The 26,102-nt window shown below is 72.5% G+C and carries 25 protein-coding genes and 1 riboswitch; of the genes, 11 read left to right on the forward strand and 14 right to left on the reverse strand.

Annotated features, from left to right (window positions below; translation table 11 throughout):
• Window positions 1-37: 37 nt before the first annotated feature.
• Window positions 38-149: riboswitch (TPP riboswitch) on the forward strand.
• From thiO to R2S09_RS09465, 5 genes are all read left to right on the forward strand, one after another.
• Window positions 147-1,310 carry a glycine oxidase ThiO gene (gene thiO, locus R2S09_RS09445; RefSeq protein WP_316740410.1) on the forward strand — a complete coding sequence of 388 codons (1,164 nt, stop codon included), beginning with the start codon at window positions 147-149 and terminating at the stop codon, window positions 1,308-1,310. (Overlaps the previous riboswitch by 3 nt.)
• Window positions 1,307-1,507 carry a sulfur carrier protein ThiS gene (thiS, locus tag R2S09_RS09450; protein WP_316740411.1) on the forward strand — a complete coding sequence of 67 codons (201 nt, stop codon included), beginning with the start codon at window positions 1,307-1,309 and terminating at the stop codon, window positions 1,505-1,507. Before thiO ends, thiS begins: the two co-directional genes overlap by 4 nt.
• 3 nt (window positions 1,508-1,510) lie before the next feature.
• The gene (locus R2S09_RS09455; protein WP_316740412.1) at window positions 1,511-2,305 is read left to right on the forward strand and encodes a thiazole synthase; all 795 of its coding nucleotides are present in this window, start codon (window positions 1,511-1,513) and stop codon (window positions 2,303-2,305) included.
• Window positions 2,306-2,564: 259 nt separating this feature from the next.
• A complete protein-coding gene (pknB, locus tag R2S09_RS09460) occupies window positions 2,565-4,499 on the forward strand; it encodes a Stk1 family PASTA domain-containing Ser/Thr kinase (RefSeq protein ID WP_316740413.1) in 1,935 nt (644 codons plus the stop codon).
• 83 nt (window positions 4,500-4,582) lie between these two features.
• Window positions 4,583-5,491, forward strand: a complete 909-nt coding sequence (locus R2S09_RS09465; protein ID WP_306183455.1) for a deoxyribonuclease IV — start codon at window positions 4,583-4,585, stop codon at window positions 5,489-5,491.
• Window positions 5,492-5,524: 33 nt separating this feature from the next.
• Here R2S09_RS09465 and R2S09_RS09470 read toward each other — a convergent pair whose 3' ends face one another.
• Window positions 5,525-6,205, reverse strand: coding sequence for a sulfite oxidase-like oxidoreductase (locus R2S09_RS09470; protein ID WP_306183454.1), 681 nt, complete (start codon window positions 6,203-6,205; stop codon window positions 5,525-5,527).
• A 153-nt stretch (window positions 6,206-6,358) separates the two neighbouring features.
• Here R2S09_RS09470 and bfr point away from each other — a divergent pair, with 153 nt between their 5' ends.
• The gene (gene bfr / locus R2S09_RS09475) at window positions 6,359-6,877 is read left to right on the forward strand and encodes a bacterioferritin (protein WP_306183453.1); all 519 of its coding nucleotides are present in this window, start codon (window positions 6,359-6,361) and stop codon (window positions 6,875-6,877) included.
• 101 nt (window positions 6,878-6,978) lie between these two features.
• Here bfr and R2S09_RS09480 read toward each other — a convergent pair whose 3' ends face one another.
• Together R2S09_RS09480 and R2S09_RS09485 are read right to left on the reverse strand one after the other, a co-directional pair.
• Complete coding sequence (locus tag R2S09_RS09480) at window positions 6,979-7,230, reverse strand: (2Fe-2S)-binding protein (protein ID WP_316740414.1); 252 nt, start codon at window positions 7,228-7,230, stop codon at window positions 6,979-6,981.
• 160 nt (window positions 7,231-7,390) lie between these two features.
• Complete coding sequence (locus R2S09_RS09485) at window positions 7,391-8,743, reverse strand: class II 3-deoxy-7-phosphoheptulonate synthase (protein WP_316740415.1); 1,353 nt, start codon at window positions 8,741-8,743, stop codon at window positions 7,391-7,393.
• Window positions 8,744-8,843: 100 nt separating this feature from the next.
• On the opposite strand from R2S09_RS09485, the gene R2S09_RS40530 reads away from it, so the two are divergent.
• Together R2S09_RS40530 and R2S09_RS09490 are read left to right on the forward strand one after the other, a co-directional pair.
• Window positions 8,844-8,906, forward strand: a complete 63-nt coding sequence (locus R2S09_RS40530; protein ID WP_358864531.1) for a trp operon leader peptide — start codon at window positions 8,844-8,846, stop codon at window positions 8,904-8,906.
• 110 nt (window positions 8,907-9,016) lie between these two features.
• Entirely contained in the window at window positions 9,017-10,888 is a 1,872-nt protein-coding gene (locus tag R2S09_RS09490) for an anthranilate synthase family protein (protein WP_316740416.1), read from the forward strand.
• A 16-nt stretch (window positions 10,889-10,904) separates the two neighbouring features.
• On the opposite strand, the gene R2S09_RS09495 is transcribed toward R2S09_RS09490, so the two are convergent.
• The 4 genes from R2S09_RS09495 to R2S09_RS09510 form a co-directional block, all read right to left on the reverse strand.
• Entirely contained in the window at window positions 10,905-11,933 is a 1,029-nt protein-coding gene (locus R2S09_RS09495) for a 6-phosphofructokinase (protein ID WP_306183447.1), read from the reverse strand.
• A 218-nt stretch (window positions 11,934-12,151) separates the two neighbouring features.
• Window positions 12,152-12,835: a response regulator transcription factor gene (locus R2S09_RS09500; RefSeq protein ID WP_316740417.1), complete on the reverse strand. Its 684-nt coding sequence runs from the start codon at window positions 12,833-12,835 to the stop codon at window positions 12,152-12,154.
• Window positions 12,832-14,073 carry a MacS family sensor histidine kinase gene (gene macS / locus R2S09_RS09505; RefSeq protein WP_316740418.1) on the reverse strand — a complete coding sequence of 414 codons (1,242 nt, stop codon included), beginning with the start codon at window positions 14,071-14,073 and terminating at the stop codon, window positions 12,832-12,834. The genes R2S09_RS09500 and macS overlap by 4 nt, the downstream gene beginning before the upstream one ends.
• An 88-nt stretch (window positions 14,074-14,161) precedes the next feature.
• Complete coding sequence (locus tag R2S09_RS09510) at window positions 14,162-14,923, reverse strand: lysophospholipid acyltransferase family protein (RefSeq protein ID WP_316740499.1); 762 nt, start codon at window positions 14,921-14,923, stop codon at window positions 14,162-14,164.
• Window positions 14,924-15,084: 161 nt separating this feature from the next.
• Between R2S09_RS09510 and R2S09_RS09515 the strand changes: the two genes are divergently transcribed.
• Both R2S09_RS09515 and R2S09_RS09520 read left to right on the forward strand, forming a co-directional pair.
• Complete coding sequence (locus tag R2S09_RS09515) at window positions 15,085-15,864, forward strand: alpha/beta fold hydrolase (RefSeq protein WP_316740500.1); 780 nt, start codon at window positions 15,085-15,087, stop codon at window positions 15,862-15,864.
• Window positions 15,857-16,507: a hypothetical protein gene (locus R2S09_RS09520; RefSeq protein ID WP_306183442.1), complete on the forward strand. Its 651-nt coding sequence runs from the start codon at window positions 15,857-15,859 to the stop codon at window positions 16,505-16,507. Before R2S09_RS09515 ends, R2S09_RS09520 begins: the two co-directional genes overlap by 8 nt.
• 532 nt (window positions 16,508-17,039) lie before the next feature.
• Here R2S09_RS09520 and R2S09_RS09525 read toward each other — a convergent pair.
• The 6 genes from R2S09_RS09525 to R2S09_RS09550 all read right to left on the reverse strand — a co-directional run bounded on the left by R2S09_RS09525 (window position 17,040) and on the right by R2S09_RS09550 (window position 22,442).
• Complete coding sequence (locus R2S09_RS09525; RefSeq protein ID WP_306183440.1) at window positions 17,040-17,792, reverse strand: endonuclease/exonuclease/phosphatase family protein; 753 nt, start codon at window positions 17,790-17,792, stop codon at window positions 17,040-17,042.
• Window positions 17,793-17,897: 105 nt separating this feature from the next.
• Window positions 17,898-18,851, reverse strand: a complete 954-nt coding sequence (locus tag R2S09_RS09530) for an ROK family glucokinase (RefSeq protein ID WP_030182050.1) — start codon at window positions 18,849-18,851, stop codon at window positions 17,898-17,900.
• A gap of 243 nt (window positions 18,852-19,094) precedes the next feature.
• Window positions 19,095-19,634, reverse strand: a complete 540-nt coding sequence (locus tag R2S09_RS09535) for a DUF5304 domain-containing protein (protein ID WP_316740419.1) — start codon at window positions 19,632-19,634, stop codon at window positions 19,095-19,097.
• A 57-nt stretch (window positions 19,635-19,691) separates the two neighbouring features.
• Complete coding sequence (locus R2S09_RS09540) at window positions 19,692-20,861, reverse strand: ArsA-related P-loop ATPase (RefSeq protein WP_316740420.1); 1,170 nt, start codon at window positions 20,859-20,861, stop codon at window positions 19,692-19,694.
• Window positions 20,862-21,009: 148 nt separating this feature from the next.
• On the reverse strand, window positions 21,010-21,453 hold the full coding sequence (locus tag R2S09_RS09545; RefSeq protein ID WP_316740421.1) for an SRPBCC family protein: 444 nt from the start codon (window positions 21,451-21,453) through the stop codon (window positions 21,010-21,012).
• Between the two features lie 191 nt (window positions 21,454-21,644).
• On the reverse strand, window positions 21,645-22,442 hold the full coding sequence (locus tag R2S09_RS09550) for a metallophosphoesterase (protein ID WP_306183435.1): 798 nt from the start codon (window positions 22,440-22,442) through the stop codon (window positions 21,645-21,647).
• 317 nt (window positions 22,443-22,759) lie between these two features.
• Between R2S09_RS09550 and R2S09_RS09555 the strand changes: the two genes are divergently transcribed.
• Entirely contained in the window at window positions 22,760-24,556 is a 1,797-nt protein-coding gene (locus R2S09_RS09555) for a long-chain fatty acid--CoA ligase (RefSeq protein WP_306183434.1), read from the forward strand.
• 380 nt (window positions 24,557-24,936) lie between these two features.
• Here the strand turns inward: R2S09_RS09555 and R2S09_RS09560 are convergent, their stop codons facing one another.
• A complete protein-coding gene (locus R2S09_RS09560; protein ID WP_306183433.1) occupies window positions 24,937-26,079 on the reverse strand; it encodes a glycosyltransferase family 4 protein in 1,143 nt (380 codons plus the stop codon).
• Window positions 26,080-26,102 lie beyond the last annotated feature (23 nt).

Raw genomic sequence — 26,102 nt, forward strand, 5'->3', positions numbered from 1 at the left:
TACGAGTGCTCTGCCGCAGGGGCTAGGGTGGCCCCCGACAAGCACTCGCGGGAGCCCGGACGCACCGGGCTGAGAGGGAGGCTGGCGGCCTCCGACCGTACGAACCTGATCCGGGTCATGCCGGCGAAGGGAGGGGCTGGACGCCCATGTCGTTGCCACGTACGTCAGACGTCCTGGTCATCGGGGGCGGGATCATCGGGCTCGTGACGGCCTGGCGGGCCGCGCAGCGCGGGTTCGCCACGGCCGTGGTGGACCCCGAGCCGGGCGGTGGGGCCGCGCAGGTGGCGGCCGGAATGCTGGCCGCCGTCACCGAACTGCACTACGGCGAGCAGACCCTGCTCGGGCTGAACCTCGCCTCGGCCCGCCGCTATCCGGACTTCGCGGCCGAGCTGACCGAGCTGACCGGCCACGACCTCGGCTACCGCCGCTGCGGCACGCTCGCCGTGGCGCTGGACGCCGACGACCGTGCCCACCTGCGGGAACTGCACGGCCTTCAGCGCGCCTCGGGCCTGGAGTCGGAGTGGCTGTCCGGGCGGGACTGCCGGCGCCTGGAGCCGATGCTCGCGCCGGGCGTGCGCGGCGGGCTCCGGGTGGACGGCGACCACCAGATCGACCCGCGGCGGCTCGCCGCCGCCCTGGTCGCCGCGTGCGAGCGGGCCGGGGTGGTCCTCCACCGCGCGTGGGCCGAGCGGCTCACCGTGCGGGGGGACCGGGCCACGGGCTGTGTGCTGCGCGACGGCACGGAGCTCGGCGCGGAACAGGTGGTGCTCGCCGCGGGCAGCCGCAGCGGGCAGCTGGCCGGGGTGCCGGACGAGGTGCTGCCACCGGTTCGGCCGGTCAAGGGGCAGGTGCTGCGGCTGACCGTGCCCAAGCGCTACGCGCCGTTCCTGAGCCGCACGGTGCGGGCCATGGTGCGCGGCAGCCACGTCTATCTGGTGCCGCGGGTCAGCGGCGAGCTGGTCATCGGCGCCACCAGCGAGGAGCTGGGCTGGGACACCACGGTGACGGCCGGCGGGGTGTACGAGCTGCTGCGCGACGCCCACGACCTGGCCCCCGGGATCACCGAGCTGCCGCTGACCGAGACCCGGGCCGGGCTGCGCCCCGGCTCACCCGACAACGCGCCGCTGCTCGGCCCGACCGAGCTGGACGGGCTGCTGCTGGCCACCGGCCACTACCGCAACGGCGTGCTGCTCACGCCGGTCACCGGTGACGCCATGGCCCACGTCCTGACCACCGGCGAACTCCCGGACGAGGTCCGTCCCTTCACCCCGCGGCGGTTCGCCGCCGTCCCGATGGAGCAGCCCGCGTGAACATCTCCGTCAACGGCGAGCCCCGCCGTATCTCGCCCGGCACCGTGCTGGACACCGTCGTGCGGAGCCTGACCGCGGCGCCCTCCGGGGTGGCCGCCGCCCTCAACGAGACCGTGGTCCCGCGCGCGCAGTGGCCGTCCACGACCCTGAGCGAGGGCGACCGCGTCGAAGTGCTGACCGCCGTGCAGGGAGGCTGACCCATGGCCGACGATCTGCTTGTCCTCGGTGACACGTCCTTCGCGTCCCGGCTGATCATGGGCACGGGCGGTGCGCCCAGCCTGGAGGTGCTGGAGCGGGCCCTGGTGGCGTCCGGCACGGAGCTGACCACCGTTGCCATGCGCCGGGTGGACCCCTCGGTGCACGGCTCCGTGCTGTCGGTGCTGGAGAAGCTGGGCATCCGGGTGCTGCCCAACACGGCGGGCTGCTTCACGGCGGGCGAGGCGGTGCTCACGGCCCGTCTCGCGCGCGAGGCGCTGGGCACCGACCTGATCAAGCTGGAGGTCATCGCCGACGAGCGGACGCTGCTGCCGGACCCGATCGAGCTGCTGGACGCGGCGGAGACGCTGGTCGACGACGGCTTCACGGTGCTGCCGTACACCAACGACGACCCGGTGCTGGCGCGCAGGCTCGAGGACGTGGGCTGTGCGGCGATCATGCCGCTGGGCTCGCCCATCGGGTCCGGGCTGGGCATCCGCAACCCGCACAACTTCCAGCTGATCGTCGAGCACGCGCGCGTGCCGGTGATCCTGGACGCGGGCGCCGGCACGGCCTCGGACGTGGCGCTGGCCATGGAGCTGGGGTGTGCGGGGGTGATGCTCGCCTCGGCGGTGACGCGGGCGCAGAAGCCGGCGGTGATGGCCGAGGCGATGCGGCATGCGGTGGCGGCGGGGCGGATGGCGCGGCTGGCGGGGCGGATCCCCAAGCGGCACTTCGCCGAGGCGTCTTCTCCTGCGGAGGGCTTGGCCGTGCTGGATCCGGAGCGTCCGGCCTTCTAGGTGCTCGCGGGTTGCGGAGCGGGGTTCGCTCGCCGCGCCGGCGGGGTCCGCCTGCGCCCACCCGTGCCGCCTGGGGGTACCTCCCAGGCGTTGAGCACTGAGGGAGGCACGACTGCCCGCAGGCTCCCGCACGACTGGCCGAGGCTCCCGCACGGCCGGCCGCGGGCTTGTGTGCAGCGCGTCACAGGTCGGCTGCAGTCGGGCCGTGGAGAGCGACTGGGAGCGGTCCGTGTCCGTCGTGGCTCGTACACTCGCCTGCGTGGATACGACCCTTCAGGACCCATTGGTCGGGCAGGTGCTCGACGGCCGTTATCGCGTCGACGCGCGGATCGCCGTCGGCGGGATGGCCACGGTCTACCGGGGCCTGGACACCCGCCTGGACCGCGTCCTCGCGCTGAAGGTGATGCACCCCTCACTCGCGGCCGACGGGTCCTTCGTCGAGCGGTTCATACGGGAGGCCAAGTCGGTGGCCCGCCTGGACCACCCCAACGTCGTGCAGGTCTTCGACCAGGGCACCGACGGGTCGTACGTCTATCTCGCCATGGAGTACGTCTCCGGCTGCACCCTGCGCGACGTGCTGCGCGAGCGCGGGGCGCTGCAGCCGCGCGCCGCCCTGGACATCCTGGAGCCGGTGCTCGCCGCGCTGGGCGCCGCGCACCGCGCCGGGTTCGTGCACCGCGACATGAAGCCGGAGAACGTCCTGATAGGGGACGACGGCCGGGTCAAGGTCGCCGACTTCGGTCTGGTGCGGGCCGTGGACACGGTGACGAACACCACCGGCGCGGTCCTCGGCACCGTCTCCTACCTCGCCCCCGAGCAGATCGAACAGGGCACCGCCGACCCCCGGGTCGATGTGTACGCGTGCGGGGTCGTGCTCTACGAGATGCTGACCGGTGGCAAGCCCCATCAGGGGGAGAGCCCCGCCCAGGTGCTCTACCAGCACCTCCACGAGGACGTGCCCGCTCCGTCGGCCGCCGTGCCGGGGCTGGCGTACGAGCTGGACGAGCTCGTGGCGACGGCCACCGCCCGCAACCCGGAGGTACGGCCGCACGACGCGGTGGCGCTGCTGGCGCGGGCCCGCGAGGCCCGCGCTGCGCTCGGCCCGGAGCAGCTGGACGCGGTGCCGCCGCAGGCACTCACCGAGGACCACGACAACGCCGAGGACCGTACGAGCGTCATACCCCGGGCGCTGACGGTGCCGCGCCCGCTGCCCGTGAACGAGGAGGACGAGGCCTCGGCGGCCGAGGCGGCGGTCCACCGCACCAGCCGCCTGGAGACTCCCCCCGCGCCGCGGCGTCCGGCCCGCCGGCCCCGGCGCGTCCTGCTGACCGTGGTCGCCGCCGTCCTGCTGGTCCTCGGGGTCGGCGGCGGCGTGTGGTACATCAACTCCGGCCAGTTCACCAAGGTCCCGCCGCTGCTGGCGAAGACGGAGACGCAGGCGCGGCAGCGGCTCGACGCGGCCGGTCTCGAGGTCAAGGACGTCAGGCACGCCTACAGCGACACGGTCGCGCGGGGCACGGTCATCAGCACGGACCCCGAGGCGGGCACCCGGATCCGCAGCCACGACTCGGTGACGCTCACCGTCTCCGACGGCCCGGAGACGGTGAAGGTGCCCGCCCTGAAGGGGCGCCCGCTGGGTGAGGCGCAGCGCCTGCTGAGGAAGGCCGGGCTGGAGCCGGGCATGGTGAGCCGGGCCTTCAGCGATGGCGTCCCCAAGGGCTCGGTGATCAGCACGGACCCCGAGGCGGGCACGGAGCGGCACGCCGGCTCGGCGATCGCGGTCGTCGTCAGCAAGGGCCGCCCGGTGGACGTGCCGGACGTCACCGGCGAGGACCCGGACGAGGCGAGGTCCGACCTTCAGGACGCGGGCCTGAAGGTGACGGTCGCACCGCAGCGGATCAACTCCGAGTACGACAAGGGGCAGGTCGCCGCGCAGACCCCGGCGGGCGGCGGCAAGGCCGCCGAGGGCGACACGGTCACGCTGACGCTGTCCAAGGGCCCGGAGATGGTCGAGGTGCCGGACGTGACCGGCGACAGCGTCGACGACGCCAAGAAGACGCTCCAGCAGGCCGGCTTCAAGGTCGAGGAGGACCGCGGGATCCTCGGGCTGTTCGGCGACACCGTCAAGAAGCAGTCGGTGGACGGCGGCGAGCGGGCGCCCAAGGGCTCGACGATAACGATCACCATCAGGTGACGGCGGTCGCCGCCGTCGGCGAGGAGACCGGGATCACGGCGGCCCGCCGCCGGCGCCCCCCTGCCACGTGACACCCTGAACGGGTGAGCAGTGAGCACTCCCCCACTCCCCGCGCCCTTCCGTCCCTCCCGGGCCGCTCCCGCAACCCCGTGGGCAGCCATGTGCCCGTCGCGGGCGGTCTGAGCTCCGTGGGCCTGTCCTACGCCCGTGAGCTGGGCGCCGAGACCGTGCAGGTCTTCGTCGCCAATCCGCGCGGCTGGGCCACGCCCGCGGGCAGTGCCAGGCAGGACGAGGAGTTCCGCGCGGCCTGCGCGGAGGAATCGATACCGGCGTACGTCCACGCGCCATACCTGATCAACTTCGGCTCGCACACCGAGGCGACCGTCGAGCGGTCGGTGGCGTCGCTGCGGCACTCGCTGCGGCGCGGCCGGGAGATCGGCGCGCTGGGCGTCGTCGTGCACACGGGGAGCGCGACCGGCGGCCGGGAACGGGCCGTGGCGCTGAAGCAGGTGCGCACGCACATGCTGCCGCTGCTGGACGAGCTCACCCACGACGACGATCCGTACCTGCTCCTGGAGTCGACCGCGGGCCAGGGCGCCTCACTCTGCTCCCGGACCTGGGACTTCGGGCCGTACTTCGAGGCGCTGGAGAACCATCCGAGGCTGGGCGTGTGCCTGGACACCTGCCACGTCTTCGCCGCCGGGCACGACCTGACCGGCCCGAGCGGCATGCACCAGACCCTGGACCTGCTGGTGGACACGGTCGGCGCCGGCCGGCTGAAGCTGATCCACGCCAACGACTCCAAGGACGTGGTGGGCGCACACAAGGACCGTCACGAGAACATCGGCGCCGGCCACATCGGCGAGGACCCCTTCCGCGCCCTGCTGACCCACCCCGCCACCGAGGGCGTCCCCCTGATCATCGAAACCCCCGGCGGCAAGGAGGGCCACGCGGCGGACGTGGAACGGCTGAAGAAGCTCAGGGACGGCTGAGCGGCCGGACGGGCGGCAGCCGGGGGGAAGACCTCACAGCTCCGGCCCGTCGCCCGGTTCCTCCTGGTAGGAGTAGCGCTGTTCCTTCCAGGGGTCGCCGATGTTGTGGTAGCCGCGTTCCTCCCAGAAGCCGCGGCGGTCGGCGGTCATGTACTCCACTCCGCGCACCCACTTGGGGCCCTTCCAGGCGTACAGGTGGGGGACGATCAGCCGGAGCGGGAAGCCGTGCTCGGCGGTGAGGAGCTCGCCGTCCTTGTGAGTGGCGAAGAGGGTGCGCCCGGAGCCGAAGTCGGCGATGCGGAGGTTGGAGCTGAAGCCGTACTCGGCCCACACCATCACATGGGTGACGTTCGGCGCGGGCGGCGCGAGGTCCAGGATCGTCCGGGCCGGGATGCCGCCCCATTCGGCGCCGAGCATGCTGTACTTCGTGACGCAGTGCAGGTCGGCCACCACGGTGGTGTAGGGCAGGGCCGTGAACTCCTCGTGGGTCCAGCAGTGCTTCTCCCCGTCGGCAGTGGCGCCGAAGACCCGGAACTCCCAGCGCTCCGGCCGGAACTTTGGCACGGGCCCGTAGTGCGTGACCGGCCAGCCGCGCTGCAGCCGCTGCCCCGGCGGGAGCTCCGGCTGTGCCGCTCCCCCGAACGCCGCTCCGGACGCTCCTCTCGCACTCGCTCCAGACGCGTCCCCAGATGCGCGTTCCACCGGCTGACCCATGACTCCATCCTGACAGACCGGACGGGGTGCACATGACCAGCCCGGGGATGATTCGGGCATCTCGCACTAAGTGTGCACTTACTGGACGGCTCTGTATGCCGGTGCAATCATGCGGCGCTATCGGCCCAGACCCGTCCGGAAGGAGCCCGCAGGATGCAAGGCGACCCCGAGGTCCTCGAACTGCTCAACGAGCAGCTGACCGCCGAGCTCACCGCCATCAACCAGTACTTCCTGCATTCGAAGCTGCAGGACCACAAGGGGTGGTCGACGCTCGCCAAGTACACGCGGGCCGAGTCCTTCGACGAGATGCGGCACGCCGAGATCCTCACCGACCGCATCCTGCTGCTGGACGGCCTGCCCAACTACCAGCGGCTCTTCCATGTGCAGGTCGGGCAGACGGTGACGGAGATGTTCCGGGCCGACCGGCAGATCGAGGTCGAGGCCATCGACCGGCTGCGCCGGGGCGTCGACGTGATGCGCGACAAGGGCGACATCACGTCCGCGAACATCTTCGAGGCGATCCTCGCCGACGAGGAGCACCACATCGACTACCTGGACACCCAGCTGGAGCTGGTGGACAAGCTGGGCGAGGCCCTCTACCTGTCGACGGTGATCGAGCAGAGCCAGCCCGACCCCTCGGGCCCGGGCACGCACGGCTTCTCGACGCACTAGGACGGCCGGACAGCAGGGGACGGGCCGACGGCAGAGAACGGCCGACGGCAGAGAACGGCGGCGACAGCCTCAAGGGCTCCGGGCGTCCGTCAGTCTTAGACCTAGGCCGCGTCGCCGAGTTCCGTCGCCGGGGCCGGCTGGGGCAGGCGGGGGAACGGCGAGGCTCCGCGGTCGGCCAGTTCCCGGCGCGGGCAGCTGCCCCGGCCGAGCAGCGCCTGGATGCGCCGGACGCAGCCACCGCAGTCCGTTCCCGCCTTGCAGGCGGAGGCGATCTGGCGGGGCGTGCACGCGCCGTTCTCCGCGTGCTGCTTGACCTGCTGCTCGGTGACGCCGAAGCAACTGCAGACGTACACGCGCCGCTCACCTCCCGCCGGGATCGATCAGTGGTGCCATCCCGACTTGCTCGGTGAGGCAAACCTAACCTTACCCGCCGCGCCGGACGGGCAAAAGAGGACGGGGCGCGGACCGTCTGTGATCCGCGCCCCACTCATCGGCCGTCAGCGGGCGACCGCCTCACTGGTCGCGGTACATCTCCGCGACGAGGAAGGCCAGGTCCAGCGACTGACTGCGGTTGAGCCGCGGGTCGCAGGCCGTCTCGTAGCGCTGGTGCAGGTCGTCGACGAAGATCTCGTCGCCGCCGCCCACGCACTCGGTGACATCGTCACCGGTCAGCTCCACGTGGATGCCGCCCGGGTGCGTGCCCAGCGCCTTGTGCACCTCGAAGAAGCCCTTGACCTCGTCGAGCACGTCGTCGAAGCGGCGGGTCTTGTGCCCGGAGGCCGCCTCGAAGGTGTTGCCGTGCATCGGGTCGGTCACCCAGGCCACGGTCGCGCCGGAGGCGGTGACCTTCTCCACCAGTTCGGGCAGCCGGTCGCGCACCTTGTCCGCGCCCATCCGCACGACGAAGGTCAGCCGGCCCGGCTCACGGTCCGGGTCGAGGCGCTCGATGTACCGCAGCGCCTCCTCGGCCGTCGTGGTCGGGCCGAGCTTGATGCCGATCGGGTTGCGGATCCTCGAGGCGAACTCGATGTGCGCGTGGTCCAGCTGCCGGGTGCGCTCACCGATCCACACCATGTGCGCCGAGACGTCGTACAGCTGTCCGGTGCGCGAGTCGGTCCTGGTCAGCGCCGACTCGTAGTCGAGCAGCAGCGCCTCGTGCGAGGAGTAGAACTCGACGGTCTTGAACTCCTCCGGGTCGGTGCCGCAGGCCCGCATGAAGTTCAGCGCGCTGTCGATCTCCCGGGCGAGCTGCTCGTAGCGCTGGCCGGACGGGGAGGACTTCACGAAGTCCTGGTTCCAGGCATGCACCTGGCGCAGGTCGGCGTAGCCGCCGGTGGTGAAGGCGCGCACCAGGTTCAGCGTGGAGGCGGAGGCGTGGTACATCCGCTTCAGCCGCTCGGGGTCCGGGACGCGGGCCTCCTCGGTGAACTCGAAGCCGTTGACGGAGTCGCCGCGGTAGGTCGGCAGCGTCACGCCGTCACGGGTCTCGGTCGGCTTGGAGCGCGGCTTGGAGTACTGGCCGGCGATCCGGCCGACCTTCACCACCGGCACCGAGGCGGCGTACGTGAGCACGGCGCCCATCTGGAGCAGCGTCTTGAGCTTGTTGCGGATGTGGTCGGCGGACACCGCGTCGAAGGCTTCCGCGCAGTCGCCGCCCTGGAGCAGGAACGCCTCGCCCCTGGCGACGGCTCCCATCCGGGCGCGCAGCTGGTCGCACTCGCCCGCGAAGACGAGCGGCGGATACGACTCGAGGTCCGCGATCACTGCGCGCAGAGCCTCGGGGTCGGAGTACTCGGGCTGCTGCGCCGCGGGCAGGTTTCGCCAGGTGTTGCCAGCGCTCGCGCTGGTCTTAGCGTTCACGGTCACCTTCTCAACACTACGGGGTCGCTCCGCCGGTCCATTCATCTGCTCATCAAGTGAGACAGAAGGTGCGCGGTCGCGGACGGTGTGCGGTAGGGTGCCGGGCATGTTCGCGCATTCGACCCAGAACCAGAACTGGTGGTGGACCGCTTCTCCGGCGGCCCGCTGACTGCGCGTATCCCACACTTCGCGAAGGCCGCCCGAGGGGCGGCCTTCGGTGTGTGCGGCACCCGGGTCGTTCCTCACCGACATCGACCGAGATCGACGGAAGAGGAACCCATGGACCTGGCACAGCTGCTGCACGATCCCCGCCCGTTCGCCCTGCTGCGGCGCCGTGCCCCCGGGCACGACCACGACCTGGTCGAGTTGCTGCTCGGCCCGGTGAGCACCCGGGAGACCCTGGCCGAGCTGCCCGACGAGGGCCTGGCGCTGGTCCCCTTCCGTCAGATCCGCGAGCGCGGCTTCGACGTCCGCGACGACGGCACCCCGCTGATGGTGCTGACGCCCGAGGAGTCGTACGCGATCCCGCTCGCCGAGGCGCTGGCGCAGCTGCCGGCGCGCGAGGTCCGGGTCGAGGGCGACGGCTTCGACGTGGGCGACGAGGAGTACGCGCAGATCGTCGGGCGGGTGCTGACCGACGAGATCGGCGCGGGCGAGGGCGCGAACTTCGTGATCCGGCGGACGTACGAGGGCCGGATCCCCGGCTTCGGCAGGTCCGACGCGCTGGCGCTGTTCCGGCGGCTGCTGGAGGGCGAGCGGGGGGCGTACTGGACGTTCGTCGTGCACACCGGTGACCGGACTCTGGTCGGAGCGAGCCCGGAGGTGCATGTCCGGATGTCCGGAGGCACCGTCGTCATGAACCCGATCAGCGGGACGTACCGCTACCCGGCCGAGGGCCCGACCCCCGAGCACCTGCTGGGCTTCCTGGCCGACGGCAAGGAGATCGAGGAGCTGTCGATGGTCGTCGACGAGGAGCTCAAGATGATGTGCACCGTCGGTGACATGGGCGGTGTCGTGGTGGGGCCGCGGCTGAAGGAGATGGCGCATCTCGCGCACACCGAGTACGAGCTGCGCGGGCGGTCCTCGCTGGATGTCCGGGAGGTGCTGCGGGAGACGATGTTCGCGGCGACCGTCACCGGCTCGCCGGTGCAGAACGCCTGCCGGGTCATCGAGCGCCATGAGCCCCTCGGGCGGGACGGTGTCGGACGCGGGTACTACGCGGGTGCCCTCGCGCTGCTCGGCCGGGACCCCGGCGGCACCCAGACCCTGGACTCCCCCATCCTGATCCGCACCGCCGACATCGACGCGGGCGGGCGGCTGCGCGTGCCGGTCGGCGCGACCCTGGTGCGCGGTTCGGACCCGGCGAGCGAGGTCGCCGAGACGCACGCGAAGGCGGCGGGCGTGCTGGCGGCGCTGGGCGTACGTCCCGGCCGGCCGCACACCGAGCGGGCGCTGCCCCGCCTCGACGACGACCCGCGGGTGCGGGCGGCGCTGGACGGGCGCCGGGCCTCGCTGGCGCCGTTCTGGCTGCGGATGCAGGAGCGGTCCGGCTCCCTCGAGGGGCACGCCCTGGTGGTCGACGGCGAGGACACCTTCACGGCGATGCTGGCGCACGTGCTGCGCTCGGCCGGCCTGGAGGTGACGGTACGGCGCCACGACGAGCCGGGGCTGCGCGAGACCGTCCTCGCGCACGGGGGACCGGTCGTGCTCGGCCCCGGCCCGGGCGACCCCTCGGACCTCGCCGACCCGAAGATGCGGTTCCTGCGGGAGCTGGCCGCCCAGGTGATCCGGGAACACCGGCACGGCGTGCTCGGGGTGTGCCTGGGGCACGAGCTGATCGCGGCGGAGCTGGGGCTCGAGATCGTACGGAAGGAAGTGCCGTACCAGGGTGCGCAGACGGGGATCGACCTGTTCGGGCGGGCGGAGACCGTCGGCTTCTACAACAGCTTCGTGGCCCGCTGCGACGAGGAGGCGGCACGGGAACTGGCCGCGCACGGGGTGGAGGTGAGCCGGGCGGAGAACGGGGAGGTGCACGCCGTACGGGGTCCGGGCTTCGCCGGTGTTCAGTTCCACCCGGAGTCGGTGCTGAGCCTGAACGGGGCCGCGGTCGTGCGGGAACTGATCGGGCAGCTGCGCCGCACGACCGTGTAGCCGTCCGGGGCCAGCGTCAGCCGAAGAAGACCCCGACCTCCTCGTACAGCTTCGGGTCGACCGTCTTCAGCTTCGCGGTGGCCTCGGCGATCGGTACGCGGACGATGTCGGTGCCGCGCAGGGCGACCATCTTGCCGAAGTCGCCGTCGTGGACGCAGTCGACGGCGTGCAGCCCGAAGCGGGTGGCGAGCCAGCGGTCGAAGGCGCTGGGGGTGCCGCCGCGCTGGATGTGCCCGAGGACGGTGGTCCGCGCCTCCTTGCCGGTGCGCTTCTCGATCTCCTTGGCCAGCCACTCGCCCACCCCGGAGAGCCGGACGTGCCCGAAGGAGTCCAGCGACTCGTCCTTGAGGACCATCTGGCCGTCCTTGGGCATGGCGCCTTCCGCGACGACCACGATCGGGGCGTACGACGCCTTGAAGCGGGAGGTGATCCAGGCGCACACCTGGTCGAGGTCGAAGCGCTGTTCGGGGATGAGGATGACGTTGGCGCCGCCGGCGAGTCCGGAGTGCAGGGCGATCCAGCCTGCGTGCCGGCCCATCACCTCGCAGACCAGCACCCGCATGTGGGACTCGGCGGTGGTGTGGAGCCGGTCGATGGCCTCGGTGGCGATCCCGACCGCGGTGTCGAAGCCGAAGGTGTAGTCGGTGGCCGACAGGTCGTTGTCGATGGTCTTGGGGACGCCGACGCAGGGCATGCCGTACTCGTCGCTCAGCCGGGCGGCGACACCCAGGGTGTCCTCGCCGCCGATCGCGATGAGCGCCTCCACCTCCTGCTTGGCGAGGTTGTCCTTGATGCGCCGGATCCCGTCCTCCTGCTTGAGGGGGTTGGTGCGCGAGGAGCCGAGGATGGTGCCGCCGCGGGGCAGGATGCCGCGCACCGCGGGGATGTCGAGGCGGACGGTGTCGTTCTCCAGGGGCCCTCGCCAGCCGTCCCGGAAGCCGACGAAGTCATAGCCGTACTCCTGCACGCCCTTGCGGACGACGCCCCGGATGACGGCGTTGAGCCCGGGGCAGTCGCCGCCTCCGGTCAGTACTCCGACCCGCATGGAAATGTCCCTTCGCCGCGGTTGCCTGGTGAGGGTCACGCTAATGGTGACGCAGGTCACTTCGGCATGGGCGGGAAAGTCAATTCCGGTGAAATGTCCCGTAGTTGATCACGGCAAATCCACCCGAAAGAGCGGATGAGCCGCGTACGCGGCTTGACGCGAGCGCGGGGCGAGGCATCTCGGCGGGATCGCTGGGCGAGATCCCTCGGGCGGCGCCGTCAGTCGCCGTCGAGCCCCCGTTCGATGGCGTAGCGGACCAGCTCGACTCGGTTGTGCAACTGGAGCTTGCCGAGGGTGTTCTGGACGTGGTTCTGGACCGTGCGGTGGGAGATGACCAGACGCTCGGCGATCTGCTTGTAGCTCAGGCCCTTGGCGACCAGGCGCAGCACCTCGGTCTCGCGCTCGGTGAGCCGGGGCGCCTTCGGCTCGTCGGCACCGGGCCCGGAGGCGGGGGCGGGCTCGGCGGCCAGTCGGCGGTACTCGCCGAGGACCAGCCCGGCCAGGCCGGGGGTGAACACCGGGTCGCCGACGGCGGTACGGCGCACCGCGTCCAGCAGTTCCCCCGTGGAGGCCGACTTCAGCAGATAGCCCGTGGCACCCGACTTCACGGCCTCCAGCACATCGGCGTGCTCGCCGCTCGCGGACAGCACCAGGACCCGCAGCGCCGGGTTGGCGGCGACGAGTTCCTTGCAGACCCGCACACCGGGCTTGGCGGGCAGGTTGAGGTCCAGGACGAGCACGTCGGGGGCGGCGGCCCGGGCGCGGCGCACCGCCTGTTCGCCGTCGCCCGCGGTGGCGACCACCTCGAAGCCGGACTCGGTCAGGTCGCGGGCGACGGCGTCCCGCCACATGGGGTGGTCGTCGACCACCATGACCCTGATCGGGTCCTGCCGTGCGCTCATCTGCTCTCCGCTTTCGTCTTCTTCGGGTTCCTGGGCACCTTCAGCTCGACCTCCGTGCCCTGGCCGGGCACCGAGACCAGCTCGGCGGTGCCGCCGATGTCGCGCAGCCGGCCCTTGATCGCCTGGGCGACGCCGAGCCGGCCCTCGCCCTCGGCCTGGGCGAGCCGGCCCTCGGGGATGCCGGGCCCGTCGTCCCGTACGGTCACGAGCACGCACTCCGGTTCGTCCTCGACGAGGATCCATGCCCAGGCGTCCTCACCCGCGTGCCTGCGGACGTTGTCCAGCGCGGCGCCGACGGCCGCGGCCATCTCCCGGGCGACCGCGGGCGGCAGCAGGACCGGTGCGCCGGGCTCGGCGAGGCTGACCCGGGAGCCGGCCCAGCGGGCCAGCAGGGAGCGCAGGTCGACGGGGCCGCTCCGGTCGCGCTCCTCGCCGTCCTCGTCGGTCTCGTCGTCCACCATCCGTACGACCGCGCCCTCGGCCGCGTCCTGCGAGACCCGGGAGACGGGGACCAGACCGCCGGAGACCAGAGTGCGCAGCGCCGCCTCCTGCTCCCCCGCCAGCCGGCCCAGCTCCGCCGCCTCACCGCCGATGACCGCGCCGCGCCGCTGCACCATGGCGAGCACCTGCAGCACGCCGTCGTGGATGTCCCGGGCCAGCCGCTCCCGCTCGCGGGTCGCGGCCTCGATCTCCAGGGCGCGGGCGAGGGTGCGCTCGGAGGCGCGGGCGACCTCGACGACATAGCCGATGGCGATCGAGGCGACCCAGACCAGGATCACGTTGTGCACGGTGTCGCGGGCCGGGCTGCCGCGCTCGATCAGATTGGCGACGGCGACCGCGGTGGAGGCGAGAGCGGCCCAGCGCCAGCCGCCCTTGAGGGCGAAGGCGAGGACGGAGCCGGCGGTCCAGATCGACGGCAGGGTCGGGCCGCCGTCCGCGATCCGCGCATGCGTGTCGGCCAGGGGCGTGAGGAGGATGCCGGTCACCGCCAGGGCGAGGTCGACGGCGAGGAACCGTTTGGTGCAGCTCGCGGCGCTCGCGACCCTGGGCAGGGTGGCGAGGGTCCACACGCACAGCACGCAGTAGTAGGCGACGGCGACCCAGGGGCGGGGGAAGCGGTCGTAGGCGGTGGCGAACAGGCCGACCGCGTAGAGCATGGTCAGCACCCGGTACCCGGCGAGCGCACGCCACAGCGGCAGCTCGACCGACATCCTCATGACACGCTCACGCCTGGGCATGCCCCCCCTTGGTCCTGGCCCGCCTGCTCCTGGTCCTGCCGGCTGTGCGGTCCGCCCGTCCCTTTCTGCGCGTTCCTCCCCTACCGCGTCACTGCGCCTTCTTCTCCTTCTCGGCCTGGTCCTTCGTGGCCTGGGCGAGGGCGGCCTTCGCCGCCTTCTCCGCCTCCTTCTCGGCCTTGGCCGCCTCGGCGATCTGCCGCTTGGCGGCGGTCGCGTAGATGTCGACGTACTCCTGCCCCGAGAGCTTCATGATCTCGTACATGACCTCGTCGGTCAGCGCCCGCAGCACGAAGCGGTCCTGCTCCATGCCCTGGTAGCGGGTGAAGTCCAGCGGCCTGCCGATCCGGATGCCCGGACGCATCAGCTTGGGGACGACCTTCCCGGGGGGCTGGATCTTCTCCGTGTCGATCATGGCGACCGGGATGACGGGCGCCCCGGTGGCCAGCGCCACGCGGGCCAGACCGCCCGGCTTGCCGCGGTACAGACGGCCGTCGGGCGAGCGGGTGCCCTCGGGGTAGATGCCGAACAGCTCGCCGCGCTCCAGCACCTCGATGCCGCTCCTGATCGCCGCCTCGCCCGCGCCGCGCGCGCCGGAGCGGTCCACGGGGAGCTGGCCGACGCCCTTGAAGAAGGCGGCGGTCAGCCGGCCCTTCACTCCGGGCGTGGTGAAGTACTCGGCCTTCGCGATGAAGGTGACCTTGCGGTCGAGGACCACGGGCAGGAAGAACGAGTCCGAGAACGACAGGTGATTGCTCGCCAGAATGGCGGGGCCCTCGGCCGGAATGTTCTCCAGGCCCTCCACCCAGGGCCTGAAGGCGAGCTTCAGCGGCCCCCCGATGGCGACCTTCATCGTGCCGTAGAACAACCGAGTGCCTCCTGTGTGTGTCGATCAGACCATAACCCCAAGTGGTGCCGAAGGAGCCGACGACCCTGGTCGGTGTCAGTGCCGTCGCGTACGGTGAAGTACCTGCCATCGACGTGCTGAGCCGATTTCACGAACAGGAGACCGACGTGCCGGTCCTCCCCGGAGCCGAGCCGTTCCGCCATGAGGGCGGGGAGGTCGGCGTCCTCCTCTGCCACGGCTTCACCGGTTCCCCCCAGTCGCTGCGCTCCTGGGCCGAGTATCTCGCCGAGCGCGGCCTGACGGTCTCGCTCCCGCTGCTGCCCGGGCACGGGTCGCGCTGGGAGGACATGGCGATCACCGGGTGGCAGGACTGGTACGCGGAGGTGGACCGCGAGCTGCGCGCCCTGCGCGAGCGGTGCGCGCACGTGTTCGTGGCCGGGCTGTCCATGGGCGGTGCGCTGGCGCTCCGGCTGGCGGCGCGGCACGGGGACGCGGTCGCCGGGGTCGTGGTGGTCAACCCGGCGAACAAGGTGCACGGCCTGTCCGCGTACGCCCTGCCCGTCGCCCGGCACCTGGTGCGTACCACGAAGGGCATCGCCAGCGACATCGCCAAGGCGGACGGCGCGGAGCTGGGCTACGACCGGGTGCCGCTGCACTGCGCGCACTCGCTCAGGGCCTTCTTCCGGCTGGTCGACGGCGAGCTTCCGCAGGTCACGCAGCCGCTGCTGCTTCTGCGCAGCCCCCAGGACCATGTGGTGCCGCCGGCCGACTCGGCGCGGATCCTCAGCCGGGTCTCCTCCGTGGACGTCACCGAGGTGCTGCTGGAACACAGCTACCACGTCGCGACGTTGGACAACGACGCGGACCGGATCTTCGGGGAGAGCTTCGGCTTCATCGGCCGGATCGCACCCAGTGTCGGCAAGGAAGGGACGGCGGCAGGTGGCTGAGCACGACTCCGACCGCGAGGGCCGCGAGAACCGCGAGCCGGTCGAGCCGGTGAAGCCGGCGGCCGATGAGGCCGGATCCGACGAGCCGGGCGGGCCGGAAGGCGGCACGCCCTTCGACGAGGAGGCCGCCTGGGCGGCGATCGTCGCCGGGTACGGCGATGAGCCGCCGGACCCGCCGGGTGCGCGGCCGTTCCGGCCGATCGAGGACCTGGTGCTGCCGGACATGCCGGGCGAGGACGACGATCCTCCCCGGTCGGAGCAGCCGAAGGAGAAGGGGAAGCCGGCCCCGGCCGGCCCGCCGCTCGGCAGCTCCGTCTCCTTCGCGCCGGGCGTCGCGGGCCCGCGCGACTACTCGCCGCGCGAGCCGTCCGAAGACGACTTCGGCGAGGACGACGAGGGCCACTTCGTGCCCCCGGAGCCGCCGCCGCTGCCCGAGGCGGACGCGACCGCCAAGTTCGCCTGGCTCGGCGTGATCGGCGGCCCGGTGCTGCTCCTGCTGGCCGTGCTGCTCGGCTGGGACATGACCTGGTGGCTGACCACCCTCTGCATCGGCGGCTTCCTCGGCGGCATCGTGACCCTGGTGACCCGCATGAAGCCGGGCGACGAGGACGAAGACGACCCGGGCCGCGGGGCCGTGGTGTAGCCGGCGGCGCAGAACACCACCGCCCCGGCCCCGAGGACCGCATCACGCCCTGAGGCCGGAGGCCGGCAGCCCGGCCGTCGAAACCCGCCGGCCCGGAGTCCGGGGGGCCTCCGCATCCCGGACCCGGAGACCCTCGCAGACCCGGACCGGGGAAGTCCGGCGCCACGGACCGGAGACCCCACACCCTGAACCGGCACGCTCGGCCGGGCGCAGCCCGGGGAGCCCTCGCAGAGCAGGGAGCCCTCGCGGCCCGGGCCAAGGAGGCCCGGAGGCCTGGATCGGGGGCCCATCCCTTGAACCGGAGAGGCCCCGCACCCCGAACCGGGGAGGCGTCCGTAGCCCGGCCCGGCCCGGAGCCCGCGCAGGCCGGCACGGGGAGACCGGCGAGGTCGGGTCGGGGAGGGCATGGTGGCCGGGGGCGGCGAGGTCGGGCGGGGTGCGGTGATGAAGGCCGGTGTACCGGGTTGCCGGGGCCAGGCCGGTGTCCCGGGTTGCCAAGGCCGTGCCTCCGGACGCTGTGGGGCGGGAGGGGCTACGGGGCGGTTGGCGGGAGTTTGAGGGCGGCCAGGACCGGGAGGTGGTCTGTGGCTGATCGGAGGTCCTGTTCGGTCACTCCGGGGTGGTCGTGGGGGACGCCGCAGGCGAGGATCTCGATGCCGGGGGTGGCGAAGATCGCGTCGATGCGGCGGTCGGGGTCGGTGGCGTTCCAGGTGAGTTCGCCGCCCCAGGGGGCCGTGGCCCGGGCGTCCTGGAGGGTGGCCGCCAGGCGGCGGAACGTCGGGCCGTCCGGTGCCTCGTTGATGTCGCCGCCCGCGATCGCGTGCTCGACGCCCATCCCGGCCAGCCGGTCCAGGAGCATGCCGCCCTGCTCGTAGCGCTCGTTCCGGTCGAGCGAGAGGTGGCAGCCGAGCACGCCGAGCCGGGCACCGCCGAACCGGACGACCGCCGTGGCCAGGCCCCTGCGGTGCATCCCCGGAGTCAGGGGCAGCAGCACGTCCTCGGTCCGCTCGACGGTGGCCCGCAACGAGCACAGCAGCGCCGGGCCCGCGGCCGTGGCGCCCCCGGTGAGGATCGCCAGATCCGACTTCCGCGCCAGCCGCGCCAGCTTCTTGCGCCAGCGGAAGAACCGGGGCGCCTCCTGAAGGAGGACGAGATCGGGCGCGCAGGCCCTGATCACCCGGGCGAGGGCGTCGGTGTCGTCCCGCATGGACCGGATGTTGTAGGTCAGGACGCGGATGACCGCGGAACCGTCGGGTTCCGTGCGGGAGTTGGGAAGCAGCGCCATGTGGATCAATCTACGCCCAGGACCGGGGCGCGAGGTCCATGCGCGACCGCCGGTCCGTCGTGGCCCGTCGCGCCGCTCCCCGCGCCCCTGTACCGCACGGGCGTCTCACATGATCGGGTCGGGCTCCCGGGCAAGGTCGGCCGCGCCCACCAGGCCGGCCTTGTTGCCGAGCTGGGCGGCCAGCACATCGGCGACCGGGCGCCAGTTGCCGCCGACCAGCCAGCGCTTGTAGGACTTGCGGATCGGGTCCAGGACCAGCTCGCCCTCGTCGGACAGGCCGCCGCCGACGATGAAGGCGGACGGGTCGAAGAGCGAGGCCAGGTCGGCGAGGCCGGCGCCGACCCAGCGGGCCAGCTCACGGTAGGAGTCGACGGCGACGGGACAGCCCTGGCGGGCGGCCATCGAGATGTGCTTGCCCTCGATGCCCTCGGGGGTGCCGTTGCCGAGGGCCAGCAGCACCTGGGCGCTCTCCGGGGTGGCGTTGGCGCGCTGCTTGGCGTACCGCACGAGCGCGCGGCCGGAGGCGTACTGCTCCCAGCAGCCCTGCGAGCCGCAGCCGCACAGCAGGCCATCCGGGACCATCCGGATGTGCCCGAACTCGGCGGCCACGCCGAAGTGACCGCGGCGCAGCTTGTTGCCGATGATGATGCCGCCGCCGAGGCCGGTGCCGAGCGTGATGCAGATGACGTTGCGGTGGCCCTTGCCGGCGCCGAACTTGTACTCGCCCCAGGCCGCGGCGTTCGCGTCGTTCTCCACGACGACCGGGAGGCCGACGCGCGCCTCGACCTTTTCCTTCAGCGGCTCGTTGCGCCAGTGGATGTTGGGCGCGAAGTAGACCGTCGAGCGCTGCCGGTTGACGTAGCCGGCGGCGCCGATGCCCACGCCGACGATCTCGTGCCCCGCGCGTGCGCCCTCCACCGCCGAGGCGATGGCGTCCACGATGGCCTCGGGTGTGGTGGGGGTCGGCACCTTGAAGGTCGAGAGGATGTTGCCTTCCTCGTCGACCACGCCGGCCGCGATCTTCGTGCCGCCGATGTCGACGCCGATGGTGAGTCCCATGAATCCCTCAGTTTCGGTCGAGCCCCGCTACGGCCAACCGTACCCGAGGCCCTGCCGTCGGATTCGCCTCGTCCACCCGCTGGGCAGGCGGTACGACACGGCGGGACGGCCGGTCCGGGACGGCAGGACGGCCGGTCCGGGACAGGAGGACGGCCGGTCCGGGACAGCCGGACAGCCGGTCCGGGGACAGCCGGACAGCCGGTCCGGGGACAGCCGGACAGCCGGTCCGGGACAGCAGGACCGTCAGTCCAGGTCGATGCGTTCCCCGCCGCCGGTGCCCTCGCCGCCGTCGCGGCGGTCGTCGCGGTCGCCCAGGCCGTCCCTCAGGTCGTCGTCCAGGCCGCTCGCACGCGACGTCCAGCGGCGCTCCTGGGCCTCGACGGCCGAGCGGTAGGCGGCGAGGAGCTCGCTGCCGGCCGCGGCCAGATGGTCGAAGACGTCCGGGTTGCGCTCGATGACGGGTTCCACGGCCGCCTTCGCCTGCTCCACGACCTGGCGCACCACCTGCTGGGCGGCGGGCCCGGCGACCGCGCCGAGCAGCGGCGCCTGCAACGAGGACAGCTTGTCGGCGACCGTGTCGACGAACTTCCGCAGCTCCTCGGCGGCCGAACCCGGCGGCGGGCCGTACTGCGCGCGATGCCGGGCCTGCTCCGCCGCGAGGTCCTCGGCGCAGGCCGTGGCCCACGCGTCGCTGTCACCGGGGTGCCGCGCCTCGTCGGCGGTCTGCTCCTGAGCGACGTCGTCCCGAGCGGCGTCGGACGGTGGGCGCTCTTCGCTGCTCATGGCGGACTCCTGACTACGGTTCGTCCTTCCGACGTTACCCGAACGGGCGGACGCCCTTCACCTCTCGCGGGGCCACAGCGCGGGGTCCGGGGCGAACCGGATCCGCAGCTCGCCGTCGCGCAGCGCGGCGCCGTCGACCGTGCACCGGCGCAGCGCCGAGGGCAGCGGGACGATCCGGCGGAAGGGGCCGGCGGTCAGCACGAGTTCGTCGCCGCGCCGCACGAGGTCCAGCTCCTCGCGCACGGCGCCGGGCAGGGGGATGCACCACACCAGCACGCCGTCCTCGGCGAGCCGGTCGGTGACCGGCCACTCGACCGGGGCGGACGCCGGGTCGACACCGGGCACGGCGAGGGCGGCGAGGTCGTCCCGGCCGCGCGGGTCCCGGCCCAGGTGGGCGGCCGGATGGACGGTGTACGTCTGCCGCCACTCCTCCAGGGCCTTGCGCTGCTGGGCCACCGGCCCCGCCAGCCAGGGATCGGCGGGCGCCTCGGGCAGGACCCGGCCGGCGACCAGGGACTCCACGGGCAGTGCGCGCACGGCCAGTCCGAGAGCGGCGCCGTGCACGGCGTCCAGGCCCGCCGGTCCGGGCTCGGCGACCAGGCGCACAGCGGTGCCCGGGTCGGCGACGACGGCCTCCACGGCGGCCAGCTCCACGTCCCAGCGGGAGGCGGTCTCGTACAGCCACTCGGCCGGCATGGGCACACCGGCCAGCCGGCCGAGGACGGGGCGCAGCGCGCGGGCGGCCTGACGCTCGGGCGGGAGCAGCCGGCGCAGGTAGCGGCGCAGCTCGGCGGGCAGGGCGAGCAGCGCGAGGGCCTGCGGGGCGGGCGGCAGGTCGACGACCAGCAGTTCGAACCGCTCGGACAGGGCCGCGTCGCGCAGTGCGCGCAGCAGGGCCAGCTCCTCGGCACCGGGCAGCGGGGTGGCCTCCTCGGCGTCCAGGCGGGCGGCTCCCAGCAGGTCGAGGACGCCTGCCGCGCGGTCCTGGAAGGCGACGAGGTCGGCGCGGAAGCCGGCCGCGGCGTCGGGGCGCCACGCGGTGAGGTCCGGCGCGACCCGCACCGGCTCCGCGCCCGTCGCCGTACCGAGCGCCGCACCCAGGGTGTCGGTGCGGTCGGCGCTGAGGACGAGGGTGGGGGTGCCCTCGCGGGCGGCGGTCAGCGCGGTGGCCGCGGCGACGGTGGTACGGCCGGAGCCGCCTGGGCCGGTGATCAGGAGGGTGCGCATGGGGGTGAACGCTAGCCGTATTCAACGGCTCGTTCGCCCAGGGGGCGCCCGAGCCGGTGCCGGCAGCTCCTTGCCCGGCAGACAGTGGGCCCCTCTCGAGGCGGGGGCGGCGGGCAGCACGGCCCCCGGTCGTCCTCCTCGCCCACTTCTACTTCTCGCCCGACTCCACGCGCTTCTTCAGGCCCGCCAGGGCGCGGTCGATGATGACCTTCTCGGCCTTGCGCTTGATCATGCCCAGCATGGGGATCTTGACGTCGACCGTGAGCTGGTAGGTGACCTCGGTCGAGCTCGTGCCCACCGGCTTCAGCAGATAGGAGCCGTCGAGCGAGCGCAGCATCTGGGACTTCACCAGGGTCCAGGAGACCTCGTTGTCGCCGGTCCAGGTGTAGGCGAGGGTCTGGTCGTCCTTGATGGCGCCCGCGTCCATGACGAGGCGGACCTGCTCGGCGCGGCCGTGCTCGTCCGCCGTGAGGACCTCGGCCTCCTTCACCTCGCCGGTCCAGTCGGGGTAGCGCGCGAAGTCGGCGATCACCCCCATGACGTCGGCCGGTGCCGCCTCGATCGTGATGCTCGAGCTGGTGTGTTCCGCCATCGCCGTGGCTCCTCCAGATGCGGGCCGGAAGTCGGGTCGTGTGCGCACGTGTGTGCAGCGTGAAGGCTACCGCGCAGGCGGGCGCCGGACTCCACCCCCACCTGCGGACATGGCGGGAAGGTGGCGCGAAGGGATCACCGGGCCGACGCGGTCGTCAACGATCACCGACGGTCACCACCGGAGGACAACGGTCACCACCGAAGGACCCAGGGCCTGCCCGTGCCCGCGAAGTGTCCTACGTTGACGCACTCGGTCGCCCCGATGCGCATGCGCCGCACCAGCGGCTGGTGGACGTGGCCGAAGAGCGCGTAGCGGGGGCGGGTCCGGCGGATGGCGTCCAGCAGGGCGCGGCTGCCGCGTTCGAAGCGGCGGGCGACGGTGTCGTAGACGAGTTCGGGCACGTCGGGCGGGATGTGGGTGCACAGCACGTCGACCTCGCCGACGGCCTCGATCTTCGCGGCGTACTCCTCGTCGCCGATCTCGTAGGGCGTGCGCATGGGGGTGCGCAGTCCGCCGCCGACGAAGCCGAAGACGCGGCCGCCGATCTCCACCCGCTCCCCGTCGAGCACGGTGGTGCCCTGGTGCGCGTACTCCTTCCACAGCGGCGGCATGTCGACATTGCCGTAGGTGGCGTACGTGGGGGTGGGGAAGGCGGCGAAGAGTTCCGCGTACTGCTTGCGCACGGCCTGTTCGATGACCTGGGCGCGGTCGCCGTCGATGCCCGCCCACAGCCGGGCGCCGAACTCGCGTGCCTCGGCGAAACGGCGGGCGGTGCGCAGTTCGACGATGCGGTCGGCGTTCTCCGTGCCGAAGAGGTCGGGGAAGATGCCGCGCGAGTGGTCGGCGTAGTCGAGGAAGAGGATCAGGTCGCCGAGGCAGATCAGCGCGTCGGCACCCTCGCCGGCCCGGGCCAGGTCGCGGGCGTTGCCGTGTACGTCGCTGACCACGTGGATCCGTGTCCCGCGGTCGGGCTCTGGTGTGGGTGCCATGGCGATCAAGGGTAGGTGGAGCGCCGCTCTTGTGAACAGTGACGACGGAACCCCTTGTTACTGGCCAGTTGTTCAACGGGTCCACTACTGTGCGCGAAGAAACACCTATCGTGTGACGCAGCGAACATCTCGCCGGGAACCCCTGTCGAAAAAGCCATACCGGCGGGTAACCTCCGGGCAGTCCAGTCGTGCTCTGGATTTCAACCATGAGCCCGAAACGGCTCCTGGCGAAGCCCTGGGCAGCAGATTCGAGCCTTGGACCGCACCGTCGCATCACACAACGTCGTGGCGCCGGCGCCCTATGAGGAGCAGCAGTCTTGCGCGAGTTCAGCCTTCCGGCTTTGTACGAGGTCCCTGCGGACGGCAATCTGACCGACATCGTCCGCAGAAACGCCGCGCAGTATCCCGACGTCGCCGTGATCGCACGGAAGGTCGGCGGTGTCTGGCAGGACGTCACCGCACGGGCGTTCCTCGCCGAGGTGCACGCCGCCGCCAAGGGACTGATCGCCTCCGGCATCCAGCCGGGCGACCGGGTGGGCCTGATGTCCCGGACGCGGTACGAGTGGACGCTGCTGGACTTCGCGATCTGGAGCGCGGGCGCCATCACCGTTCCGGTGTACGAGACCAGTTCGCCGGAGCAGGTTCAGTGGATCCTCTCCGACTCGGGCGCCACCGCCTGCGTGGTGGAGACGGACGCGCACGCCGCCGCCGTCGAGTCGGTGCGCGAGAGCCTGCCCGCCCTGAAGAACGTCTGGCAGATCGAGGCCGGCGCCGTCGAGGAGCTGGGCCGCGCCGGGCACGGGATCAGCGACGCCTCGGTCGAGGAGCGCAGCTCGCTGGCGAAGGCCGACGACCCGGCGACCATCGTGTACACCAGCGGGACCACCGGCCGCCCCAAGGGCTGCGTGCTCTCCCACCGCAGCTTCTTCGCCGAGTGCGGGAACGTGGTGGAGCGGCTGCGGCCGCTGTTCCGCACCGGTGAGTGCTCCGTACTGCTGTTCCTGCCGCTCGCCCATGTCTTCGGGCGGCTGGTCCAGGTCGCCCCGATGATGGCGCCGATCAAGCTGGGCTGCGTCCCGGACATCAAGAACCTGACCGACGAGCTGGCCGCGTTCCGCCCGACGCTGATACTGGGCGTCCCGCGCGTGTTCGAGAAGGTGTACAACTCGGCGCGCGCCAAGGCGCAGGCGGACGGCAAGGGCAAGATCTTCGACAAGGCCGCGGACACGGCGATCGCGTACAGCAAGGCGCTGGACACCCCGTCGGGCCCGTCGCTGGGCTTGAGGATCAAGCACAAGACGTTCGACAAGCTGGTCTACAGCAAGCTGCGCGCGGTGCTCGGCGGGCGCGGCGAGTACGCCATCTCCGGCGGCGCGCCGCTCGGTGAGCGGCTCGGCCACTTCTTCCGCGGCATCGGCTTCACCGTGCTGGAGGGCTACGGCCTGACCGAGTCCTGTGCGGCGACCGCGTTCAACCCCTGGGACCGGCAGAAGATCGGCACGGTCGGGCAGCCGCTGCCCGGCTCGGTGGTCCGTATCGCCGACGACGGCGAGGTGCTGCTGCACGGCGAGCACCTGTTCAAGGAGTACTGGAACAACCCGGGCGCCACGGCCGAGGCGCTGGCCGACGGCTGGTTCCACACCGGGGACATCGGCACCCTCGACGAGGACGGCTATCTGCGGATCACCGGCCGCAAGAAGGAGATCATCGTCACCGCGGGCGGCAAGAACGTCGCCCCGGCCGTGATCGAGGACCGCATCCGGGCGCACGCGCTGGTCGCCGAGTGCATGGTGGTGGGCGACGGGCGGCCGTTCGTGGGCGCGCTGATCACCCTCGACGAGGAGTTCCTGGGCCGCTGGGCCACCGAGCACGGCAAGCCGGCGGGCTCCACCCCGGTGTCGCTGCGCGAGGACCCGGATCTGCTCGCCGCCCTCCAGTCGGCCGTCGACGACGGCAACGCGGCGGTGTCGAAGGCGGAGTCGGTCCGCAAGTTCCGCGTCCTGTGCAACCAGTTCACGGAGGAGTCCGGCCACCTCACCCCGTCCCTGAAGCTCAAGCGGAACGTGGTGGCCAAGGACTTCGCGAACGACATCGAGGCGATCTACGCGAAGTAGCGCGCACCGCACTCGCTTCGGGCCCGCCGGTCACACTCCCCGGGCCCGCCGCGGTGCTCCTCGGGCCCGCCGCACTCGCGCCCCGGCGCCCTCCTCGGCCGCTACCCGGACTCTTGCCCACTGCTCCACCCTTCAGGGTGGAGGTGCAGGGCTTCTCCGCTCCGGCGGCCCGGACGGCCGCAGCACCACTGCTGAGGTCGCCCTGTCCGACAACGAGGTCGGAAGGACCTACCGCCGGACGGGCGGGAAGTGACGCCTCGTGGAGGCCCGTGCAAGACCGATCTCCCCGGAGACCGGCAGGGGCCTGTGAGACAGGAACCCGTGGTGGCACCGCGCAGCGGTGCGGACCGGAATCTCCTGCCCTCGGGCAGGAGGGGACGTCAAAGCAGCTCCTTGAGGCGATCCGCCAGCAGGTCCCAGCGCCACTTCTCCTCGACCCACTGGCGGCCCCGCTCCCCCATGCGGCGACGCAGTGCGGCGTCGCCGAGGAGGGTGACGATGCGGTCGGCGGCCTGCTCGGGGGAGCCGCCGCGCACGACCCAGCCGGTCTCGCCGTCGAGCACCGCGTCGGGCGCGCCGCCGGAGTCCCCGGCGACGACGGGCAGCCCCGTCGCGGACGCCTCCAGGTAGACGATGCCCAGGCCCTCGACGTCGAGCCCGCCGCGCCGGGTGCGGCAGGGCATGGCGAAAACGTCGCCGGCGCCGTAGTGCGCGGGCAGCTCGGACCAGGGCACGGCGCCGGTGAAGCGCACCGAACCGGCCACCCCGGTCTCGTCCGCGAGCCCGCGCAGGTCCTTCTCGTACGGGCCGCCGCCGACGATCAGCAGCACCGTCTCCGGCTCGGCGGCCAGGATCCGGGGCATGGCCCGGATCAGGGTGTCCTGCCCCTTGCGCCGGACCAGCCGGGAGACGCACACGACCACCGGCCGGTCGGTGAGCCCGAGCCGGGCCCGCACCTCGTCTCCGCCCGAGGCCGGGTGGAAGGTCTTCTCGTCCACGCCGGGCGGCAGCCGCACCATCCGCGCGGCCGCCTCGGGAGTGAGCGCGGTGGCGATCCGGGAGCGGGTGTACTCGCCGAGGTAGGTGATCGTGTCCGTCGACTCCCCGATGCGCCGCAGCAGCCCGCGTGCGGCGGGCAGCTGCGCCCACCCGGCCTCGTGGCCGTGCGTGGTGGCCACCAGCCGCCGGGCGCCCGCACGGCGCAGCGCGGGTGCCATCAGCCCGAGCGGCGCCGCCGCCCCGAACCACACCGACGTGCACCCGTGCTCGCGGAGCAGCCCGGTGGCGCGGCGGGTCGCCGCCGGTGTGGGCAGCAGCATCGTCGTACGGTCCCGTACGACGGTGAACGGCTGCTCGGCGTCGAAGGCTGCCGTGGCCTCGGCCCCCTCCCGGCTCCGCTTCCAGGTGGAGGCGTGGACGACCAGCCGGTCCGGGTCCAGCCGCAGCGCCATGTTGTGCAGGAACGCCTGGATGCCGCCCGGGCGGGGCGGGAAGTCGTTGGTCACGATGAGGGTCTTGTGCATCGCCGCCGACCCTACCCAATGCG

Source organism: Streptomyces sp. MK7, assembly GCF_032658145.1.
Taxonomy (GTDB): domain Bacteria; phylum Actinomycetota; class Actinomycetes; order Streptomycetales; family Streptomycetaceae; genus Streptomyces; species Streptomyces spiralis.

Coding starts and splice junctions, on each gene's coding strand:
- thiO (WP_316740410.1), top strand. CDS start 147: ATGTCGTTGCCACGTACGTCAGACGTCCTGGTCATCGGGGGCGGGATC.
- R2S09_RS09455 (WP_316740412.1), top strand. CDS start 1,511: ATGGCCGACGATCTGCTTGTCCTCGGTGACACGTCCTTCGCGTCCCGG.
- R2S09_RS09470 (WP_306183454.1), bottom strand. CDS start 6,205: ATGGGTCAGCCGGTGGAACGCGCATCTGGGGACGCGTCTGGAGCGAGT.
- bfr (WP_306183453.1), top strand. CDS start 6,359: ATGCAAGGCGACCCCGAGGTCCTCGAACTGCTCAACGAGCAGCTGACC.
- R2S09_RS09490 (WP_316740416.1), top strand. CDS start 9,017: ATGGACCTGGCACAGCTGCTGCACGATCCCCGCCCGTTCGCCCTGCTG.
- R2S09_RS09495 (WP_306183447.1), bottom strand. CDS start 11,933: ATGCGGGTCGGAGTACTGACCGGAGGCGGCGACTGCCCCGGGCTCAAC.
- R2S09_RS09500 (WP_316740417.1), bottom strand. CDS start 12,835: ATGAGCGCACGGCAGGACCCGATCAGGGTCATGGTGGTCGACGACCAC.
- macS (WP_316740418.1), bottom strand. CDS start 14,073: ATGCCCAGGCGTGAGCGTGTCATGAGGATGTCGGTCGAGCTGCCGCTG.
- R2S09_RS09510 (WP_316740499.1), bottom strand. CDS start 14,923: ATGAAGGTCGCCATCGGGGGGCCGCTGAAGCTCGCCTTCAGGCCCTGG.
- R2S09_RS09525 (WP_306183440.1), bottom strand. CDS start 17,792: ATGGCGCTGCTTCCCAACTCCCGCACGGAACCCGACGGTTCCGCGGTC.
- R2S09_RS09530 (WP_030182050.1), bottom strand. CDS start 18,851: ATGGGACTCACCATCGGCGTCGACATCGGCGGCACGAAGATCGCGGCC.
- R2S09_RS09535 (WP_316740419.1), bottom strand. CDS start 19,634: ATGAGCAGCGAAGAGCGCCCACCGTCCGACGCCGCTCGGGACGACGTC.
- R2S09_RS09540 (WP_316740420.1), bottom strand. CDS start 20,861: ATGCGCACCCTCCTGATCACCGGCCCAGGCGGCTCCGGCCGTACCACC.
- R2S09_RS09545 (WP_316740421.1), bottom strand. CDS start 21,453: ATGGCGGAACACACCAGCTCGAGCATCACGATCGAGGCGGCACCGGCC.
- R2S09_RS09550 (WP_306183435.1), bottom strand. CDS start 22,442: ATGGCACCCACACCAGAGCCCGACCGCGGGACACGGATCCACGTGGTC.
- R2S09_RS09560 (WP_306183433.1), bottom strand. CDS start 26,079: ATGCACAAGACCCTCATCGTGACCAACGACTTCCCGCCCCGCCCGGGC.